The sequence below is a fragment of the Nostoc sp. XA010 genome (genome assembly GCF_020829625.1).
Lineage (GTDB): Bacteria > Cyanobacteriota > Cyanobacteriia > Cyanobacteriales > Nostocaceae > Nostoc.
In genome coordinates this window covers 58,449-78,377 of the sequence record NZ_JAIVFX010000023.1, presented here as the reverse complement: position 1 = coordinate 78,377, position 19,929 = coordinate 58,449, and the positions used below count along the sequence as shown (strand labels likewise).

Sequence of the window (19,929 nt, the reverse complement as noted above, 5' to 3'; positions counted from 1 at the left end):
TAGTGGAAACACAAGTGACAGCCACCTTTGGTCTGGCTTCTAGAGTTTCAGTCCCCGTGAGGGGATTTAGTTAGTGGAAACTCGGCGGCATGGAATTAACAGTTATTGCATACAATCAAGGTTTCAGTCCCCGTGAGGGGATTTAGTTAGTGGAAACCTGAGTTACCATGTATTTTAATAAATTGTTTAGAAGGTTTCAGTCCCCGTGAGGGGATTTAGTTAGTGGAAACCCGACTCCGGTCTTTTGTTGAGATGCGCTCATTCTAGAGTTTCAGTCCCCGTGAGGGGATTTAGTTAGTGGAAACATACCTAAATCAGAAGCAAAAGCAGCACACTCAGCGTTTCAGTCCCCGTGAGGGGATTTAGTTAGTGGAAACCCTCAGCCTCAAACTCAGTTCTCTCAGCATCAATAAATATGTTTCAGTCCCCGTGAGGGGATTTAGTTAGTGGAAACCGCCGGAAGTGCGCCAAGAGCTAAACGAATCCTTAGAAGTTTCAGTCCCCGTGAGGGGATTTAGTTAGTGGAAACTTCATCTACACAGTTCATTTTAATATTAAAAATAATGTTTCAGTCCCCGTGAGGGGATTTAGTTAGTGGAAACTTTTAGCTCTTTTTTAAACTCTTCCTCTAAGTTGGTGTTTCAGTCCCCGTGAGGGGATTTAGTTAGTGGAAACCCCATTGGTATCCCCTGTCTGACCTTGCCCGTAAATCGGTTTCAGTCCCCGTGAGGGGATTTAGTTAGTGGAAACATGCTGCTCAACCTTTTGGTTCTGGCGGTGGTCTTGGCGTTTCAGTCCCCGTGAGGGGATTTAGTTAGTGGAAACACGGCTGGCTTCTTTCCCCCTTTGCGTAATATCAAGGTTTCAGTTCCCGTGAGGGGATTTAGTTAGTGGAAACAAAGCATTCCCCTAGAAGGTAATCCTTCTGGGGGAATTGCAAAGGTTTCAGTCCCCGTGAGGGGATTTAGTTAGTGGAAACCGGGCTTCAACAATTTAAATATCAATAACTATGTTATGTTTCAGTCCCCGTGAGGGGATTTAGTTAGTGGAAACCGTAGTTTGTTTGTAGGATATGGGCTATTACTTCCGGGTTTGTTTCAGTCCCCGTGAGGGGATTTAGTTAGTGGAAACATATGCAGCTTTCATTAATAATTCTTCTTCTGATATGTTTCAGTCCCCGTGAGGGGATTTAGTTAGTGGAAACACAAGCTGCCCCAACCCCAAAAACGCCTCAAGAAAGTTTCAGTCCCCGTGAGGGGATTTAGTTAGTGGAAACCTGACCCTCGGATTCGTCCCCACCATCAAAGTGCTTGATATGTTTCAGTCCCCGTGAGGGGATTTAGTTAGTGGAAACTTGGCTAATTCTTCTGGTTGCAGATAACTCTGGAAGTTTCAGTCCCCGTGAGGGGATTTAGTTAGTGGAAACAATTACATGCACTAACCAATACTTTCCAAGTCTCAAGTTTCAGTCCCCGTGAGGGGATTTAGTTAGTGGAAACCTTGAACTAAAAATTGAGTAGTAACTATGTACTCCCAAGTTTCAGTCCCCGTGAGGGGATTTAGTTAGTGGAAACCCCAACATATTTAGAAAGGTAAGCACCAACCGATTTTGGTTTCAGTCCCCGTGAGGGGATTTAGTTAGTGGAAACCTGCAATATATCCATTAGATAATGTTGATAAACCGCTACAAGTTTCAGTCCCCGTGAGGGGATTTAGTTAGTGGAAACCTTTATGAAAAGCACCGAAGTTTATTACTAGAGATTTTTTAGTTTCAGTCCCCGTGAGGGGATTTAGTTAGTGGAAACAGTTTTTGAGTTATTTGTGGAATTGTTCCCAGTATTTGTTTCAGTCCCCGTGAGGGGATTTAGTTAGTGGAAACCCAAAGTTTGCTTTGGTGTAAGCCTGGGTGATCTAAGTTTCAGTCCCCGTGAGGGGATTTAGTTAGTGGAAACATTGGATGCCCTTTAACATCCACAATATTATTGAAATGTTTCAGTCCCCGTGAGGGGATTTAGTTAGTGGAAACTTGTAAGCGCTCTTTGTGAAACAGGCACTAAAAAATGTTTCAGTCCCCGTGAGGGGATTTAGTTAGTGGAAACGTTAGCAGGTTTAGCTGCTGCCCTCGGTATTTCAAGGTTTCAGTCCCCGTGAGGGGATTTAGTTAGTGGAAACCGCTCCGTGCTGAAACTGTTACAGAGCAGGCTTCCTGGGAAGCATTTTGGCGAACCTCAAAAATAGGTCGATTTCAGCCGCTCTTATTGCGACTAATTCTTAACTTCCCTTAGCACTGAAACTGTGAAACTATTTACTTGTCAAGGTTCTGGCGATTTTGGCAGATCCCCAGCGTTTTTGACCCCGCTTCGACTTGCCAAATATCAAACTGATTCCATAATCATAAGATGTGTATCTATTATTGTCTACGAGTTTGTGGAGATTTAATCTCTAAGCCCATATTCTCGCTCAATCAAACCCAACAGCTTCTCCTCCACCTCCGTCAAATACGGCCGCTTCAGTTCCCCCAAGTGCTTCAGCACAGCACGAGCCGCTTCTTCCAAGTTCTTGCTCTCCCGCAGCCGTGAAATGCGATCGCTAATGTGCTGCATCTGCTGACATTCTGAATCCAGGTAGTTGAGTGGCTTCAAGTGGTCAATTCTCACGGTGTACTCCCCATCCCACATAGTGACTGTACAACTGACCTCGCCTACATGGTTAACAATGCACCAATTTCCACCTTTTCCTCGTAAATCAGGATTATCCTTGGCAATAAGGAGGCAGACTTCCCCAACACGGTAAGGATTTGGCGCTTTAGTACGTTCCATGATCCGCTGTACTACATCCCCTACAACTCTAGCAGATGGTACTTTACCTCCGGCTTCTTCCACTGCCGTCTGCCATACTTCCCATTGCTGTTGAGGTTCCAGTTTTGTTATCGGTCTAACTTGGCGTTCACTCGTAGGCAAAATTTGTGATCGGTTGGGACACATTTCATCATTTTCTGTTTGTGTCCCATTGGGACACATTTTGGCATCGCTCGATTCAGTTTCAGTTTGTGTCCCATTGGGACACATTTTTATCAGGTTATCAAATACAGCCGAAGCTTCGATCAATCTATAAGGATGACGACGCTGAAATCCAAACCTGTCCTTGCAATACTCCTCGAAAGTGCTGTGGGTGGAACGATAAAGACGGCGATCTCGCAACTCCATTAACGCCTTGCCAGCTTCAAAAACCGCTCTCTCCACTTTTCTTTCCAAGTGTAGGCGATCGCTCTGCTCCTGCTCGGTTAATTCAGGAATTTCAACAGCAGTAACGTCAATTGTTGCTAAGGCTGGGTTTTCTTCAAGGTCTTGGTCATCGGTTAGTGTGCTGTCACTAGATGCCGCAGAGGTGTCTTTTTTGCGCTTAGAAGGTGGTTTAGGCATTATTCCACTTCTTTTGGCTCAATGGTATTTGCTTTGAACCAATGGCAGATGATTCTAAGCGTGATAGGTAGTTCCCCAAGGCTGTGCCCATACCAGACATCACTTCGTGAAGAATACATGGGGATAAACACAAAAATTGATAATGACAGAATTAATCATCAAAAGCTGTAAAGGCTTTTGAGATAACACGCTCATGCTGACTTCCTTTCAAATGGCAACACTACTCTACCAACCTGATCTGTTGATTGGTTGCGAGAGTGTTTATTAATGTCCCGCACTTCCTCAGTTTCAAATATTGGGCTGTCGGCCATCCCTTCAAAGGATGGTTCGTCGTCAGGAAGCCAAAGGAGAAATTCTCCCGGCTGAACTCTATAAGTAGTGCAGATTTTATCTAATACACTGCCTGTAGGTATGTAGTTGGGGTCATTGCATAGGCGATAAGCAGTATCTCTGCCAAGCTTAGTGTCTTGCCAGAACTTATATCGGCTGATGCCTTTCTCTTCGATAAATTTTTTGATTCGATTTTGCACTGCCATACCTCCATATTCTCATAATAGACACTATACCCTAAAAATGCGAATACGCATATTGGCACTATTACCTAAAAATGCGAATATAGAGACATAACAAAAGGCGATGCCCACAGCCTAGGAAACTTTGGAAGCGATCGCCTTTTGAACCTTTACAGGAATCTATATCATGACATATCCGAAATACACTCAGCAAGCCCTTTCCCGCTATAATCTCCCACGCCTCAAAAGAATCGCTGCCGAACGTGGCGTAACACCCACCGGGGACAAAAGAGCAGCCCAAACCTGGGTAAACGCAATCATCACCCACCAATCCGCCCAAGTCCAGAAAGTCGCTAACGAACAAGCCACTGCCCAAGCTGAACTCGACAACTACATCGCACACCAAGCCCAACTTGTTGCCCCCGAACCCCTCAAAATAGTCGAAATCTCGTTTTCTGATTACGAATATTACGCTGGTAATCAACTGGTAGCCAGCATCAGCCATGACGACAACCATTTAACCCAACGTTGGGTAGTCATGGTCAACGACAAAGAAGTATTTCGTGCCAACAGTCTAATGCGTTGCGATCGCTTTATCTGCACTCACTACAAAGACGGCTCATTACCTGTAAAAGCAGAGGTGCAAGGGAGCAGGGGTGCAGAGGGGAAAAACCTACAACAACTTTCTCCTCTGCCCCTCTGCGCCTCTGCCCTCATGCCTTCCTCTTCTACTGAAAACCAAATCATGGCGCATATCTTCAACGAGTGCCAGAATTATGGGTTTGAAATTCTCAATGATGGCATTTACAACAACAACGGCGTGAAACTGGGGCAAGTCGGATGCACTGATGGTAACTGGTGGGTGAAGAGGCGTTATTCAGGTCAGCAGCAGTATTCTAACTCGGTCTATGATGCAGTGCGCTCATTATCGATGGTGGATACATCGCTGGCTGAACCAGTTCACAAGTACTTGCAATCCCGACCCTTGGAACAACTGACTACTGAGGAATTACAGCAGTTGCTCTCTGCGGAAGTGGCTAACTGTGAGCAATTGCAAGACCTGCCCTTTGAACAGTTAACCGTCCAAAGCTGGCAACGGTTACGGGAGCCTGTAACAGCGTAATTCCAATTCGCAACTCGCTTTTTCGCCCATTCGCAATTCGCAATTATCTTTAACTGCGAACTGCGAATTGGTAATTGTTTTGGTTGGCACTATGTGCTGATGCCTAATAAAAGCTCTAACCAAACAGATTTATTTATATATAAATCAGGGGGAAGTAGATGGGGAATCTTACGCCTGATACAAGAGAAGGAGGTAATCAAATGTATGCAAAATGGACTGATGAAGAACTAGCGATTATTGAAGCGAAAGCTGAAGTCTATACAATCAACCAAATAGCTTTAATCCTAAAAAGGCGAGGATATCAACGCACACCGATTGCAATTTATCTGAAGTTAAATAGCTTAGGTTATTCAGCCCGTCCCACTCTTGATAACTATTCTTGTAAAGAGATTGCTCAAGTTCTTCAGTTAAACTTCTCAACTGTTACAAGATGGGTAAAAAGAGGATGGCTTAAAGCTACAAAACGTTCTGCTAGACATTACCAAATTCGGAGATTGCATCTAAAACAGTTTTTTGAGAATCCACCACAATCCATTAAAAAGCGTATTGCTGCTCTTGATGTTGAAGCGATTAATTACTTATTAGGGAGATGAGCATGATTGATCACATTAATGCACTTCAAACAAGTTGGTATCTTTCTCCACCTTGGCGTGGAACAATTCCACCTGTTGAGGTGAATTTACTAGAAAGAGTGTATCTGAGAACCACCAGAACATTCGGCTATTGCTGCGGTATGCAATGGAAACACGAATGTTGGATTTATTCAATTGACTGCCGCAATGAAATACTCCACGCCACACAAAACCAAATTATCGGGACGGGAGAATTAGAAGCTATCAAGGTGCAAAAACCTGCCTTCGTTCTGGGCGAAAGAGTGATCCTCTGTTCTCACGACAAGGGAACAAAGCAACGGCTGATTCTGGGAATTGCGCTGGTGCATAATTCTTGGTTTTACCTTGTTGAATTGATGTCGCCAACGTTAATTAAGACACCAACTATATCTAATCGTTTCTCACTGGTTGGTGAAAAAAGTTTGGTGCGCGTAAATGTCTAATTCTCTCTAATCAACAACGAAAAACTATCACCCAACTAAAGTTATGTCACAAATCGAAGTAGTTCAAATTATCGAACAGATAAAGCAAGAAATCACTGTTGATGCTTTGGGACACGGTAAAGCTAGTATTCGAGCTACAGCAAGACTTGCCAATATCGATGCTACTGGATTAGTCAGAAGTCTCAAAACTGCTGTAGACAATTCTCGGTCTAAACTGGTTGAAAAGGTTATCCGTAAAGGGTTTGAAGCCGTAGAGATTTTAGGGTGGTCGCAGTCCGGTATCCCTGATATAGCTGTTGCCGCCATACTTCACTATTACGGTTACGAAGCGGGGAAAAGATGCAGTGAACAAGCAAGATTAGCCTGTGAAGCATTTGAAAGTATCGGTGTTCGCGCCTGGATGCAAGACATTATGGGCTGGACAAAACCCGCTACTCAACCACAAGAACAACCCTCCACACCAGCTCTCCCCCCAGTTGAACAACGATTGCATACTCTTGTTCTGGCAATGAAAACTTTAGCTGAGTTAACTGGTGGCAGACTCAACCCGTACACCGAACAGCAATTTAAAGACTATGCCGGGAACCTTTTGGCTGAACATAACAGAAAATTGCTAACCGCCACAGAAGAACGCTGGCTTGGCGTGGTCAACTTTGCTGAGAGCGACCTGGGTAAAAAAGTCCCCCTGAGCGGCGCTCACTATCGGGGACACTTGGGCACATGGGTGAGAACATTTTACCCACAATTGGGCGACCGCCAAGAGACACGGCTGGTCAATGGAGTTCAACAGCCCATTTATGTTTACGCTTGTCACGATCCGGCTGTTGCGGTTGGGTTGACCAAAGCTATAGAAGAGTTCTTTGCTCATCCCAGTCCTGGTGCAGCACTAAAGCAGGCAGGTGCTTTCGCTAGAAAATCTTTAGTAACGGCTTGATGGACATTGGGCATCGGTCATTGGTCATTAGTCATTGGTCATTGGGCATTGGGCATTGGTCAAGCAGAGCGATCGCCCAGTAATCAAGAATTAAGACTTTTACAACAAAGGCAAATTCTACCTTGAGGGGAAAAGATATGCAACTCGGATACTTCCAGAAAGACGCACTGATTGAAAAGTTAGCCCGTAAGTTCTATGCAATTCAAGGCTATGTAGTTCCCGAATCATATCGAATGCAATCAGCTACACATCCAGCAGAAAGAGCGTGTGTGGCTATGGCAATCAATGCAATCGAAGAAGTTGAGTTTGAACTTGCTAACGATGACGATACAGAAATTATCAAATGGCAGCGAGGGCAATCTCTGAGTGAAGAATGTCAATACTACTTTTGCAAATATGAGAAATTTACTTTAACACTATCGACTTCGCCACAGACAAATATGACTCGTGTAGAAGTTTATTTAGAGAATACAAAGCTTTACGTTTCTGAAAAAGCAATCAGCCCTCAAGAAGCAACAGAAGAACTACAGGATTTTATCAGCACACTTGCTGCACAATTACAAACTTTGAACCGAATTGAGTTTTAGGAGTATTTATGAAAGTCGTAGTTCAAGTAGTAGAAAAAATCATTAGTGAAGCCCACATTCACATTCCTGATGGACTCACAGAAGATGCAATCAGACAGCACATTGTTGGACTTTATAACAGTGGTGAAATAACTCCTGATTTAAACATATTTCAGGTTGATTTTGAATCCATCAGCGCAACGATTGTTCAACAACCGCAGGAGGCAGCATGACTGCCACACCATTACTAAAACCCCAGACAGCTATTCTTGAAGCTGTCACCCGGCATCCACTGAACTTTTACGAGTCTCCATCGTGGTTTACAACTGAACTACTGCGCCATGTTCCCTTATCTGGTGTCATTGGTGAGCCGTGTGTGGGGCATGGAGCAATCGCATCATTACTATCGGTGTGGCCCTACACCAAGCAAATGTGGACGAACGATATTGATCTACATAAGGCGGCTGATTACCATCTGGATGCAACGCTATCCAAGTCATGGGCTAAGTTTCCCGATTGCGATTGGATTTGCACTAATCCACCATATTCGGAGTTTGCTGCACCAATTATCAAGAATGCGTACCACAAAGCGCGTTTGGGTGTTGCCGCGTTCCTCCTGACCAGCTTTCTCGAACCTTGTGATGACCGTGCGGATTTCTTACAACAATACCCGCCGTCACTTGTACTGATTCTGCCGCGCTTCTGTTTTCGCAAGGATAAACGGGGTAGTCGTTGGGCTACCGATAACGTTACCATCTCGTGCTTTGTGTGGGACAAACGCACAACAGGGCAGCAAATTATTATTCGTCCCAAATCAGAAATTATTGGGTTTTACAAAAATCCAGAACAGGCTATTTCACAAGAACAGGCTATTGAAATCGTTCGGGCAACCGCCAAAGGAGAATTATGAAACAGATGTCGCTTTTTGATGAACCTACCATAGTTTTACCAGTCAACTATTATCCAGAGTTTCTTACCAAACAAGAAGCTGACGCACTCTACCAACATTGTCAACAATTGCAATGGCAACAGAATCAAATAAGAATGCTGGGTAAAATTATGCCTGTTCCGCGCTTAGAGTGCATTTATGGCGATGAGGGCTGTGATTACCTTTACTCCAAGAGCGTACTACTTAAACCACTGCCTTGGACTTCAGCGCTAGCTCAACTGCGAGATAGGATTACTGCTGCTACTGGTTACAGCTTCCGCATTGTCATCGGCAACCAATACAGAAGCGGACAAGACAGTATCGGCTGGCACTCTGATAACGAGCCATCGATGGGATTTAACCCTGCGATTGCATCAGTCAGCTTGGGGTCATGTCGCAAATTCCAGATCAAACCCATTGGCGGCAGACCAACGGATTTCTGGCTGGAACACGGCAGTTTACTCGTGATGCACCCCGGTTGTCAGTCCACACATCTGCATCAGGTTCCGAAAACAAACAAAGTGGTCAGCACTCGGATTAATCTGACATTTCGACCGCACGTAGGCAAAAGCAGATAACGCTATAGCTGGCTTGGTGACTACTTCATAGCCAGCATAAGCTCTCCACTTCAAGTTGAATCGGCGGCAACCCATGCCGCTTCATTTCCATGCGTCAAAAAACAGAGGGAATATGCGTATAATCGAATCTGATTCTCAAGCTAAACATTTACAGGAATGGCTCAACAGTTGCGTTGACGAAGAAATTTTTCATTTGAATGTGAAATCGCTCTACCGAACAACACCCTACGAATATCTCCTCTACAGTCCCAAAATCTCCCGTCGCAATGATGGACGATTACGCGATCGCGATTTGAAGAAATACCAGCACATTGAACTAGGTGGCTGGTGGTGCAATGGCGTTGACCCACTCAACAACTACGTCCTGATGATGTGGGGCTGTTTCAAACCTGACCACCCCCGAAGAGATCGCCAAAAGATCCACAAATTCATCAAGTACGAACACCCATTCAGAGAAGAGACACGCGCTTTCTTCCTCTTAGTACCGAATCGCATCTGGGTGAAAATCTCCAATCGTAGCGGCATCCCTATCACCGAAAAAGACCTACAGCATCCTGGGGGTTTTTGGCACTGGGTATGGAAGCATAATGTACCAGTCACAATTGTTGAAGGTGTCAAGAAAGCGGGGGCGTTACTAACTGCTGGTTATGCAGCGATCGCTATCCCCGGTGTCAATGCTGGATACCGTACACCCCAAGATGAGTACGGTAACGCCATCGGTAAACCATCCCTCATACCCGACTTGAAACATTTCGCAACAGAGGGGAGACAGGTTAACATCTGCTTTGATCAGGACAACAAACCTGAGACAGTTCAACGAGTCAGAACCGCTATCAGTCGCATGGGTCGGCTGCTGGTAAATGAGGACTGTTCGCTGCGAGTCATTGATTTACCGCTAGGGGCAGAGAAAGGGGTTGATGATTTTATCGTTGCCAAAGGACGGGAAGCTTTTGACGCACTCTACAACACAGCCGTTGCACTGGAATTATGGGAGATCAAACTGTTCACTCTGCTGACTTACCCGCCGTCAATAGCTCTCAACCAAAGATTCTTGGACCAGCTTCTCGTCCCCGAAAGTGAAAAGCTGATTATCCTCAAGGCTCCCAAAGGCACTGGTAAAACCGAATGGCTGGCAACGGAGGTGGCGAAAGCACATGACCAAGAGAGACGGGTATTAATTATCACTCATCGCATCCAGCTAGGTGAGGCATTGTGTAATCGATTTGGTGTTAACTATGTTACCGAAGTCCGCACGAATGAAACAGGCACATTATTGGGATATGGGGTGTGTGTTGATTCGCTGCATCAAGAAAGTCAGGCGCGATTCAACCCTAACGATTGGTCAAACGATGTGATTATTATTGACGAGTGCGACCAAGTATTCTGGCATCTTCTCAACTCTGGTACGGAAGTGCAAAAACGCCGTGTATCTGTTCTCAAGAACCTCAAGCAGTTAGTGCAGAATGTTTTAGGCAGTAGTCAGGGAAAGATTTACCTGTCTAGTGCCGATGTCTCAGATACTGATGTGAAGTATGTTTTGTCGCTTGCTGGAGAATATCGAGTTAACCCGTTCGTCATCGTCAACAATTATCGGCACGTATCTGGCAATTGTTACAACTACTCTGGCAGTAACCCGAAGAATCTCATCGCTGTACTCGACAAAGCGATCTCCATTGGGGGGCATCATTTATTATGCTGCTCTGCTCAAAAGGCAAAATCCAAATGGGGAACCCAAGCTTTGGAAGAACGTTTTCGCCGGAAATACCCAGAATTGCGAATTCTGCGAATTGATAGCGAATCCGTTGCTGACCCCTCTCATGCGGCTTTTGGTTGTATCGCTCACCTGAACGAAATTCTTACCCAGTATGATTTGGTTATCGCATCTCCAAGTTTAGAAACTGGGGTCAGCATCGACATTCGAGGACATTTTGATGGTGTTTGGGGGATTTTTCAGGGAGTGCAGCCGGTTAATTCTGTGCGGCAGATGTTGGCAAGGGTTAGGGAAACTGTTGACCGTCACATTTGGGTGCGAGAGTGGGGGATGTCGGTTGTAGGCAATGGTTCTACATCCATCGGAGGATTGCTGAGAAGTCAACACGTCGCAACACAAGCGAACATTGCGCTGTTGTCGGCGGCGGACAATGACGATTACAGCTTTGTTGATCAGAATTTTCAACCGGAGTCATTGCAAACTTGGGGTAAGCGTGGTTCTGTGATTAACGTTGAGATGCGGCGCTATCGAGAATCTGTACTTGCGGGTTTGGCCGAAGATGGGTACACCGTTATTGATGCCGACGATGCTGATGATGATGACAGTGGGGCTGTAATCGAGTCGGTTAAGGCGGCAAGTGAGCAATTGTATACTGCTGAGTGTAAAGCGATCGCGCAAGCTGATGAACTTTCCCAAACTGAACTGAAAAAACTGCAAGATAAAAGAGCGAAAACGAAAACCGAACGACATCAGCAGCGCAAGGCGGAATTATCCCGTCGTTACGAAATTGATGTAACCCCTGATTTAGTCGAGAAAGATGACGACGCCTGGTATCCTCAACTGAGAATGCACTACTATTTGACGCTGGGACGGGAATTTCTGACCAACCGTGATGCAAAACGGGCTAAGGCGCAATTAGAGACTGGGGAAAATTCAGTTTGGAAACCAGATTTTAACAAGGGGCAGTTATTACCTGCTGTGTTGTTACTCGAAAATCTTCAGATGTTGCAGTTTCTTACACCAGACGTTCAGTTACGTGGCAGTGATGAGAAGATGCTGGAGTTTAAAGCCCTGGCTGTAAAGCATCGGCACGTTATCAAGAATTACTTGAATGCCAGTATCTCGGAAAAACTGACCCCAGTAGCGATCGCACAGAAATTACTGGCGAAGATTGATTTAAAACTCGATTACGTCGGTCGGCTTGGTTCACGAGACGATCGGGAGTGCGTTTATCGGTTTGTTGCTCCTGATGATCAGCGCGATTCGATTTTTGGGCAGTGGTTAAATCGAGATGAAGCATTTCAAAATGAGTTGGTGTCAGTCATTAATAATATAGAGTTCACAACACAAGTGACTGGTACAATATCACATGACATTCCCCAAACATTAAATCAGGTCGAAAGTCCTGCTACCCACGGTTGGAAGGGGCTGAAACTCAAATTGCAGCAGGGTTTGGACAGTATTAGCTCTTCCTACAGTGAGTTAATCTCCAAGGTAGGCTCGGCTGTTGGAATTGCTGATGGTGAGCCTTACTGGAATGCATATCTGGGGCAGTGGCAGGTTTGGGTTAACTTTGCCCACGGGTGCAAGTCTGTGGTGTGCGATTGGTTGATGGCGGTGTAGGCCAGGAGAAATTGCTTCAGCTTCGACTTGGTAATTGTGGACTATGATGCAGTTGATTGAACCAATGCGCCGTGAACGTGGGGAAAATCGTGTACAAGAGAATCGACTCCATTTTGAAACAATTTAGGGCGATCGCTAAACAATTCAATTGCGCTGTCTTGGGTTTGGCGCAGTTAAAAAGAGAAGTTGATTCACGTTCCGAAAAGCGTCCAACCAAAGTAGATTTTCGGGAATCGGGAGGATTTGAACAGGAGGCTACTGTGATGTTGGGTTTGTACCGGGAAGATTACTACGACAAGCAGACTACCCAAAAAGGCATTTTTGAAGTTTCAGTTTTGAAAAGCCGGTTTAGTAGTGAAACGACTGTTAATAAGATTGTTTGATGAAAGATTTGGACAGTTTAAAAATTTAGCTAAATCTCAGTATTGAACATATAACTGAACAATAAAAAATCTTGAACTAATTAACTGCAAGATTCAACAAAGTACCGTCTTTTTGAGTAAAATCTGTTACATGAAAGAATTCATTTTCGGAGATAAGTACATTGAAATCAGTAACAATTATTAACTTTGGCTGGAGCAATAGCAAGCATCGGGAAGGATTATCTCTAGACCAGATGCAGGCGTTTGATTTAATCCATGACTGGTATAGTTCTAACCCTGATATGCCATTTGTATTGCGCGGTTATGCAGGTACAGGAAAAACGTTTTTAGTACAGCGAGTAATTCAATCGTTTCAGAATTGCTTCAAAACACGAGACTTAGATAAAAATAAAAATGCTGGTTTAAGAGTTGCTTTGTGCGCTCCAACGCATAAAGCAAGACATGTATTGGATGCAATGGCTCAACAGGCAGGTCTTACTGTACATATCTCAACTCTCCACAGCTTACTTCATGTTATGCCTGGAGGAGAATATGATGAAAATGGAAAGCAACAACTTAAACCAAATACTTACTCTAGAGAGCCTTATTATCACGAATTTGACTTAGTAATAGTTGATGAAGCTTCCATGTTAGGGCAAGAACTTTTTAAATTAATTCCCTCGCGGATTCCTACTATTTTTATGGGAGATCCAGCACAATTGCCACCGATTGAAGATAATGTTGATTCTTCGCCGATCTTTCAGTTGCCTTTGGGAATGGAATTAACGCAAGTCATGAGATATGAAGGGGCAATCGCTACTTATGTAACTGCACTCCGCCAAAATTTAAATTCTCAATTCCCACCACGATTACAGAGTGAGGGTAATATTGAGAAAATGCAACTTGATACTTGGATAGCAGCAGCTATCGATGCTTATAAATTTTCTCGCTCCTCAGCCAAGATTTTGGCATGGACTAATAATCAAGTTAACAATCTAAATCAGCAAATTCGAGATGCACTTTATCCGGGTGCTGAACCAATAGAGATTGGAGAAATTCTCTTTGCTAAAGAACCTATTTTCTTAAATGCCGACTCTGGGGAGCAAAAAGAAATTTTTATGCATTCTTGTGCTGAATGCGAAGTAAGAGATTTTAAAGAATACTCTGGTAGTCGGCATCATTTAGTGCATAGTCCGTTTAAAACTTATCGGATTGAAATCAAGAATGATCTGGGTAAAGAAGCATCCCTATCAATAATTCACCCTGATTCTTGGGATTTAATTAAATATGCAGTAAATAATGCTAAGAAAGAAATATTTCAGCTAACTGCAAATCAAAGAAGCTATGCTTGGCGAGAATATTACGAGTTTTTAGAAACTTACAATTTATTAGTGAAAGGCAGCTTGATGAATCGATTACAATATGGTTATGCAATCACTGTACATCAATCTCAAGGGGGAACATTTACTAATTGCTTTGTTGATACATCAAATATTTTTAGCTGCCGAGATAATGTGATGCGTAATAAGTTATTGTATGTTGCTTATAGTCGGGCTTCGCAACAACTTTACTGCTATAGTAAATGGTAAGATTAAAGATTTTACCTAAATCCTGAATTAGCATACATTCTCATGTCTAAACACCTCATTAGGAACATGAGAATGAAAATGCCTTTATTTCTAAAAAGCACTTCCCTTTCATTTTCAAGCTAATAGTAATCACATTAACTATTACATTACTACGAAAATATCAGAATTCCAATTTAAATAATTAGATTTATTTTTGGAGCATCTACATGAAAGCGCTATCCGTCCGTCAGCCTTGGGCATGGGCAATAATTTATGCTCTTGAGGACATAGAAAACCGAGGCTGGTCCATTCATTATCGCAGCGACATTCTGATTCACGCCGCAAAAACCTGTACCAAAAAAGAGTACCAGTTAGCGAAAGAATTTTGTCAAAGCATGGGTGTGTCTATCCCAGAATTAATCTCTCTGCGTCGCGGCCAAGTTATTGGGATTGTCACAATAGTAGATTGCAAGTTTTCACAAGTTGCGTCTGGCTGGGGGATGCCTGAGCAATACCATTGGCAGTTGGAGAATCCACGAGAAGTTACACCAATTCCTTACATCGGCCAACTGGGGATTTTTGAAGTACCTGATGAATTGGTCATGGAGGTGGCTGCATGACTAAACCAGTCCCAAGCCATACGCTATTTCCAAAGCCAAAATTAGTAATAGTTGAGTTATCTGCAACACCCGAAAAATTCTTAGAGAAAGGGGTCAAAGCCTCACAGGGGGAATCAGTCGGTTGTCTTTATCAGTACCTCGACACTAAAAAGCTACTTGATGGAGAGACTGTTTATTATCCCCGTGTGATTGGTGAACGTGACCCGAATAATCCCTTTCATTGGCGATGGGCATTCAATTGGAAAGAGAAGATAAACGGGGCATGGAAAAGCAAAAGTATAGGCTCAATTCCCCCTGGTGCTGTCCACATGATTCGTCTAATGCAACAACAGGGGGCAATTAGGGAAGATATTATCGCCTTTATCAAAAAAGCGAAATCCAAAAAGCCATCACCAAAATCAGATGTCTGCAAAAATTTTGATAACACAAAATTAAAACCAGTTCTGCCAGATGATGCCCCGATCGCCGTAGTACTTTTCGCTGGCGGCGGCGGGATAGAAGCTGGAATGGTACAGGCTGGTATTCGCCCAGTCATTGCAGTGGAACATGACCCAAGTAAGCCAGACTTGAGCAGGGCGATCGCCAAAACCCATCACCACAACTTTAGTGAGTATGGCTGTAAAATAATCCAGTTAACAGTTCAAGAAGTAGCACAGTCAGGATTTCTAGGTTTTCCCCACCGCCCCGATTACCTCCATGCCTCCCCAGTATGCGCCAACTTCAGCCAAGCTCACACAGCCAAAGCGGGTAAGGGCGGCGAAACTGCCGATGATCTGACGGCTGCGATCGCAGTTGCAGAAGCCATCCGACAGTTGCAGCCACGGGTGTTTACGCTGGAGAATGTGCCGCGTTATCAGAACAGTCAGAGTTTCAGTATCATTCTGCAAGTTCTGGAATCAGAGGGATACTTGGTCGATTACAGCGTGGTCAACATGGCTGACTTTGGGCTACCCCAGGCGCGTCGGCGGTTAGTCCTGATTGCAAGCAAGGGCCTTCATCTTGCCCTACCTTCGGGAGCTACACCTTGTGGTTGGTATGGGGCGATCGCGCATCTCATCCCCACGATGCCTGATTCCCAACTACTCCCCAAACAACGGCAAGCTTTGGAGAAATTTTTAGCTAGGAATGCGCCAGCACCACTGTTGATTGAACGGGTTGGGGGGCGCAAGTTACCCAAGTACAAGCCAGGGTCGCAGCCCGCTAATACCATTCTGCGATCGCATTTCACCGATCACAAAGGTTGCAACCGTAGTAAGTTCGCTGATATCTGGTTGCCGGATGGTACGGTCAAATCCTTGTCTATTGAAGGGGCTGCAATTTTACAAGGATTTCCGTCTTGGTATGAGTTGCCAAAAGAAACTGCTACGGCGGGGTCAATCATCGGCTACTCTGTGCCTCCTTTTTTCGCTACACAGTTATTCACTCATATACAAAAACAATTATCTGGGGTAATCGTATGACTAACCGAGAGCAACTCTTTAGGAACTTGCTAGTACATCTCACCACCCTGGGAAAAACCAATTCGCAATTCGCAATTGTTTTTAACTGCGAACTGGAAATTGCGCTTTCTCTTGATCACAAATAACCGCATAGGATAGAAAATGTGGTGGGCGATACCTCTGCGTCGCTCTTGCTTGGTGCGCGGTGAAAGGGCAGGCTAGCTACTGCCTACCAAGTTAAAATTTGGGTAACGGTTTAACCAATACCCAGACTCCTCACAAAACACAAAGTAAAGAATATTACAACTTTGTTGCCAAGTCAGATACATCAAGCTCTACTTTGCGGTATTAAAAATCATTTATTCACGACGCAATTTCTTAAGTTCTGTATCTATAAGCGGATTCTTACCAGCGCGTAACTCTTTCACCCAGCGCTGCCTTTGTGCCTTACTATCTCCATCAGCTTGAGCAATGTATGCCTCAAAGTCTGCAATTGCTCCTTTGAAGTCACCTGTCAACGCTCTGGCTAACCCACTGCTGTCTTGGATGCCGCAATCATTTGGCAAAGTAGTCGTTCAGACATCGGCAACCGCGAGATAACGAAACATCTAAATCGTCAATTTGCCATACTCTAGCTGTATTGTCAGCAGATGCAGTGACAATGCGTTTTCCATCCCAACTAAAACTCGCGCTTGTAACAACATCGGTATGCCCTTTAAGCAAGGCAATTTCTTTTCCTGTTATCTCCCACACCCTCGCTGTATTGTCAACAGATGCGGTGACAATGCGTTTTCCATCCCGACTAAAACTTGCTCTAATAATAGCATCGGTATGCCCTTTAAGCAAGGCAATTCCTTTTCCTGTTATCTCCCACACCCTCGCTGTATTGTCTAAACTTGCAGTGACAATGCGTTTTCCATCCAAACTAAAACTTGCGCTCCTAACAGCATTGGTATGCCCTTTAAGTAAAGCAATTTCTTTTCCTGTTATCTCCCACACCCGCGCTGTATTGTCAGCAGATGCAGTGACAATGCGTTTTCCATCCCAACTAAAACTCGCGCTTGTAAGAACATCGGTATGCCCTTTAAGTAAAGCAATTTCTTTTCCTGTTATCTCCCACACCCTCGCTGTATTGTCAACAGATGCGGTGACAATGCGTTTTCCATCTGGACTAAAATCGGCACTAATAACATAATTAGTATGCCCTTTAAGTGAGGCAATTTCTTTTCCTGTTATCTCCCACACCCTCGCTGTATTGTCCCAAGATGCGGTGACAATGCGTTTTCCATCTGGACTAAAACTCGCGCTCCAAACATTTTGGGTATGCCCTTTAAGTGAGGCAATTTCTTTTCCTGTTATCTCCCACACCCGTGCTGTATTGTCAGCAGATGCAGTGACAATGCGTTTTCCATCTGGACTAAAACTCGCGCTCCAAACACCTTGGGTATGCCCTTTGAGCGAGGCAATTTCTTTTCCTGTTATGTCCCACACCCGCGCTGTCTTGTCCCAAGATGCAGTGACAATGCGTTTTCCATCTGGACTAAAACTCGCGCTTGTAACATAATTAGTATGGCCTTTTAGTTGATTCTGCTCATGAATGTTGTCAAGAATTGTTTGTAGAGCTACCTCTAGACTTGCTGCTGGATATTCTTCTAATGGACGACCATCTTTAACTATTTCTTGTAATTCTTGTCCAGCTTGCGTGGCTAATAATGCTTCAATTTCAAGAAATTGAAAGTTCTGCACAGCTGTAACTCCAATTCGTTCTATTCTTGTACCTGCCTGTACTTCTTGACTTTGATGATATTCACCCTTTGCAATTAAAGCGGCAATTCCGGCTAAAATAAACAATGCTAGCTGTTGTAGCGATAAGAGCGGCACAGTTCGCGAACGCTCGTCAGGAGTGTGTTCATTTTCTGGCTGATACTGTGTACTCATACAATTTCAATGAAAAGACGGGAAAGGGGAAAGGGAACCAATTGTACCAATAATATCGCCACCCCTGACTGAAGAGAAATCAATGTAGTACTTCTTATATAAGCCTTGATTGACCTGTAAAGTCCGGCTGGGGTCTGTTCGCTGGAAAAACTCTAGTAAATCTATAGTCATAAAAAAAGTAATATATTCTTGTTTTGACACCAGTTGGATTGGGCATAGCTGGACTGGCAGAAACAGAGGGCTTATGCCTTATACAATTTGAGTATTCACTTTTACGGACTGTAGCGCAATATTCCGATTGCAGGAAGTCAATAACGCACTGCGCGTATAATTCGATTGTTACCAGTGGCTGCAAACTCTAGTGGTGCGCCATACCAACTTTGCCGTGGTGGTAAGCTTCAGGTGCGCTTGTGCATGGAAACAGTTGTACAAAGCTTTTCTCTACCCCTGTGCCTTTTTCTATAAGCGCATTTTTGGGTTGGCAGACCGCTAGGGGAGCTACCTGTACAATAAAAAACTGCGCTTTGTAGAACCAGCGCAGTTTTAAGTAGTGGAATTTACATAAGGGACTATCAGGCTATCGTCCCTGGCTTTACATATAGTAGATTCGGTATGTAATGGTATACAGCTAGAGTTTTGAACTTTCCGGACAGTTGGCAGAAAATTTTGAAAGTAGCATTACATAATCGCAACGAGAACAACCTAATACAATACCTTCGGCTGAATGCCTGACAACCAATGGTTGTCTGCATCTCTGGTCAAGGGCTGCCCCATCACCCCAAGGGAATAATCGCAGGCTGTGGAGGCGCGGTTGTAACTTTTGGCCGAGTCAGGCGATCGCTTAGGTTAGACGCACTTTCACAAAAATACTCTACTGAGTTATTCACATCAATAGAGTATATAAATTTACTACAATCATCTTTTCTTTTACCAGCATTCACTTTATACTTTAGTAACTTATTTATACCTCAGCATAACTACTGGAAATTTTGCCTACAGTTTATGTTGGGTTTCCCTTGCGCCGGCACAAGTAACTTAGGCAATAGACTTGGACTTGGCGACTTCAGATCCTTACTCTGGGGAGAACAATTTAGGATCATCCACCAGTGTAGACCAGCAATCGCTCTCATCGAAAACCCAACAGGGCTGCTCTCTAGAGGAATGGCAACAGTCCTCGAAGACCTTTCCCAAATCAGGTACGTATGTGAATGGGAGACTATACCCGCGTACTGCCTGGGCTTGCCGCATGAAAGAGAAAGAGTCTTTATCATTGCCTACGCCGATGGCTTATTCTACCGTCAACAGCCAACCCCCTGGGCAGACCAAATTAGAAATCAGATTACGCAAGTACGGCTCTCTCATGAAGACCGAAGCTATCAACCCGGCATTCGTGAGGTGGCTTTTGGGATTCCCGTTGGAGTAGCCAAGGGAATCAAGGGTAATTATGATGCCCGTCGTGCTTATGGCTTGAGTTGCTCTCCCCGGCAAGCTGCTGTGGCATGGAAACGAATTGATTACTTGTGGAGTCTATTGTCCAGTCAGGAGGCATAA

18 protein-coding genes and 1 CRISPR repeat array (1 of these 19 cut by a window edge) are annotated in these 19,929 nt (G+C 44.3%); of the genes, 14 read left to right on the top strand and 4 right to left on the bottom strand.

The window, feature by feature from the left end:
• A CRISPR array of direct repeats spans positions 1 to 2,172; the repeat unit is 37 nt; unit sequence GTTTCAGTCCCCGTGAGGGGATTTAGTTAGTGGAAAC; it reaches 611 nt to the left of the window's first position.
• Positions 2,173 to 2,435: 263 nt separating this feature from the next.
• Together LC608_RS25790 and LC608_RS25785 are read right to left on the bottom strand one after the other, a co-directional pair.
• A complete protein-coding gene (locus tag LC608_RS25790; protein WP_229556293.1) occupies positions 2,436 to 3,422 on the bottom strand; it encodes a hypothetical protein in 987 nt (328 codons plus the stop codon).
• 191 nt (positions 3,423 to 3,613) lie between these two features.
• Positions 3,614 to 3,958, bottom strand: coding sequence for a helix-turn-helix transcriptional regulator (locus LC608_RS25785; RefSeq protein WP_229556292.1), 345 nt, complete (start codon positions 3,956 to 3,958; stop codon positions 3,614 to 3,616).
• Between the two features lie 163 nt (positions 3,959 to 4,121).
• Between LC608_RS25785 and LC608_RS25780 the strand changes: the two genes are divergently transcribed.
• From LC608_RS25780 to LC608_RS25720, 13 genes are all read left to right on the top strand, one after another.
• Positions 4,122 to 5,057 carry a hypothetical protein gene (locus LC608_RS25780; RefSeq protein WP_229556291.1) on the top strand — a complete coding sequence of 312 codons (936 nt, stop codon included), beginning with the start codon at positions 4,122 to 4,124 and terminating at the stop codon, positions 5,055 to 5,057.
• 158 nt (positions 5,058 to 5,215) lie between these two features.
• Positions 5,216 to 5,650, top strand: a complete 435-nt coding sequence (locus LC608_RS25775; protein ID WP_229556290.1) for a hypothetical protein — start codon at positions 5,216 to 5,218, stop codon at positions 5,648 to 5,650.
• A gap of 2 nt (positions 5,651 to 5,652) precedes the next feature.
• The gene (locus tag LC608_RS25770) at positions 5,653 to 6,111 is read left to right on the top strand and encodes a DUF1392 domain-containing protein (RefSeq protein ID WP_229556289.1); all 459 of its coding nucleotides are present in this window, start codon (positions 5,653 to 5,655) and stop codon (positions 6,109 to 6,111) included.
• Positions 6,112 to 6,154: 43 nt separating this feature from the next.
• Positions 6,155 to 7,045: a hypothetical protein gene (locus tag LC608_RS25765; protein ID WP_229556288.1), complete on the top strand. Its 891-nt coding sequence runs from the start codon at positions 6,155 to 6,157 to the stop codon at positions 7,043 to 7,045.
• Between the two features lie 137 nt (positions 7,046 to 7,182).
• Positions 7,183 to 7,632 (top strand): hypothetical protein, encoded by a 450-nt coding sequence (locus LC608_RS25760; protein WP_229556287.1) that lies wholly within the window; start codon positions 7,183 to 7,185, stop codon positions 7,630 to 7,632.
• A gap of 8 nt (positions 7,633 to 7,640) precedes the next feature.
• Complete coding sequence (locus LC608_RS25755; RefSeq protein ID WP_229485602.1) at positions 7,641 to 7,844, top strand: hypothetical protein; 204 nt, start codon at positions 7,641 to 7,643, stop codon at positions 7,842 to 7,844.
• A complete protein-coding gene (locus tag LC608_RS25750) occupies positions 7,841 to 8,521 on the top strand; it encodes a hypothetical protein (RefSeq protein WP_229556286.1) in 681 nt (226 codons plus the stop codon). Before LC608_RS25755 ends, LC608_RS25750 begins: the two co-directional genes overlap by 4 nt.
• On the top strand, positions 8,518 to 9,117 hold the full coding sequence (locus LC608_RS25745; RefSeq protein WP_229556285.1) for an alpha-ketoglutarate-dependent dioxygenase AlkB: 600 nt from the start codon (positions 8,518 to 8,520) through the stop codon (positions 9,115 to 9,117). Before LC608_RS25750 ends, LC608_RS25745 begins: the two co-directional genes overlap by 4 nt.
• A gap of 112 nt (positions 9,118 to 9,229) precedes the next feature.
• Positions 9,230 to 12,451, top strand: a complete 3,222-nt coding sequence (locus LC608_RS25740; RefSeq protein ID WP_229556284.1) for a plasmid replication protein, CyRepA1 family — start codon at positions 9,230 to 9,232, stop codon at positions 12,449 to 12,451.
• A gap of 89 nt (positions 12,452 to 12,540) precedes the next feature.
• Positions 12,541 to 12,834 (top strand): DnaB-like helicase C-terminal domain-containing protein, encoded by a 294-nt coding sequence (locus tag LC608_RS25735; RefSeq protein WP_229556283.1) that lies wholly within the window; start codon positions 12,541 to 12,543, stop codon positions 12,832 to 12,834.
• 161 nt (positions 12,835 to 12,995) lie between these two features.
• The gene (locus tag LC608_RS25730; RefSeq protein ID WP_229556282.1) at positions 12,996 to 14,402 is read left to right on the top strand and encodes an ATP-dependent RecD-like DNA helicase; all 1,407 of its coding nucleotides are present in this window, start codon (positions 12,996 to 12,998) and stop codon (positions 14,400 to 14,402) included.
• Between the two features lie 206 nt (positions 14,403 to 14,608).
• A complete protein-coding gene (locus LC608_RS25725; protein ID WP_229556281.1) occupies positions 14,609 to 15,001 on the top strand; it encodes an ASCH domain-containing protein in 393 nt (130 codons plus the stop codon).
• Positions 14,998 to 16,461, top strand: a complete 1,464-nt coding sequence (locus tag LC608_RS25720) for a DNA cytosine methyltransferase (RefSeq protein ID WP_229556280.1) — start codon at positions 14,998 to 15,000, stop codon at positions 16,459 to 16,461. Before LC608_RS25725 ends, LC608_RS25720 begins: the two co-directional genes overlap by 4 nt.
• 338 nt (positions 16,462 to 16,799) lie before the next feature.
• Here LC608_RS25720 and LC608_RS25715 read toward each other — a convergent pair whose 3' ends face one another.
• Both LC608_RS25715 and LC608_RS25710 read right to left on the bottom strand, forming a co-directional pair.
• Positions 16,800 to 17,006 carry a hypothetical protein gene (locus LC608_RS25715; protein WP_229556279.1) on the bottom strand — a complete coding sequence of 69 codons (207 nt, stop codon included), beginning with the start codon at positions 17,004 to 17,006 and terminating at the stop codon, positions 16,800 to 16,802.
• On the bottom strand, positions 16,996 to 18,378 hold the full coding sequence (locus LC608_RS25710) for a WD40 repeat domain-containing protein (protein ID WP_229556278.1): 1,383 nt from the start codon (positions 18,376 to 18,378) through the stop codon (positions 16,996 to 16,998). The genes LC608_RS25715 and LC608_RS25710 overlap by 11 nt, the downstream gene beginning before the upstream one ends.
• 738 nt (positions 18,379 to 19,116) lie before the next feature.
• On the opposite strand from LC608_RS25710, the gene LC608_RS25705 reads away from it, so the two are divergent.
• Positions 19,117 to 19,929 carry a DNA cytosine methyltransferase gene (locus LC608_RS25705; RefSeq protein WP_229556277.1) on the top strand — a complete coding sequence of 271 codons (813 nt, stop codon included), beginning with the start codon at positions 19,117 to 19,119 and terminating at the stop codon, positions 19,927 to 19,929.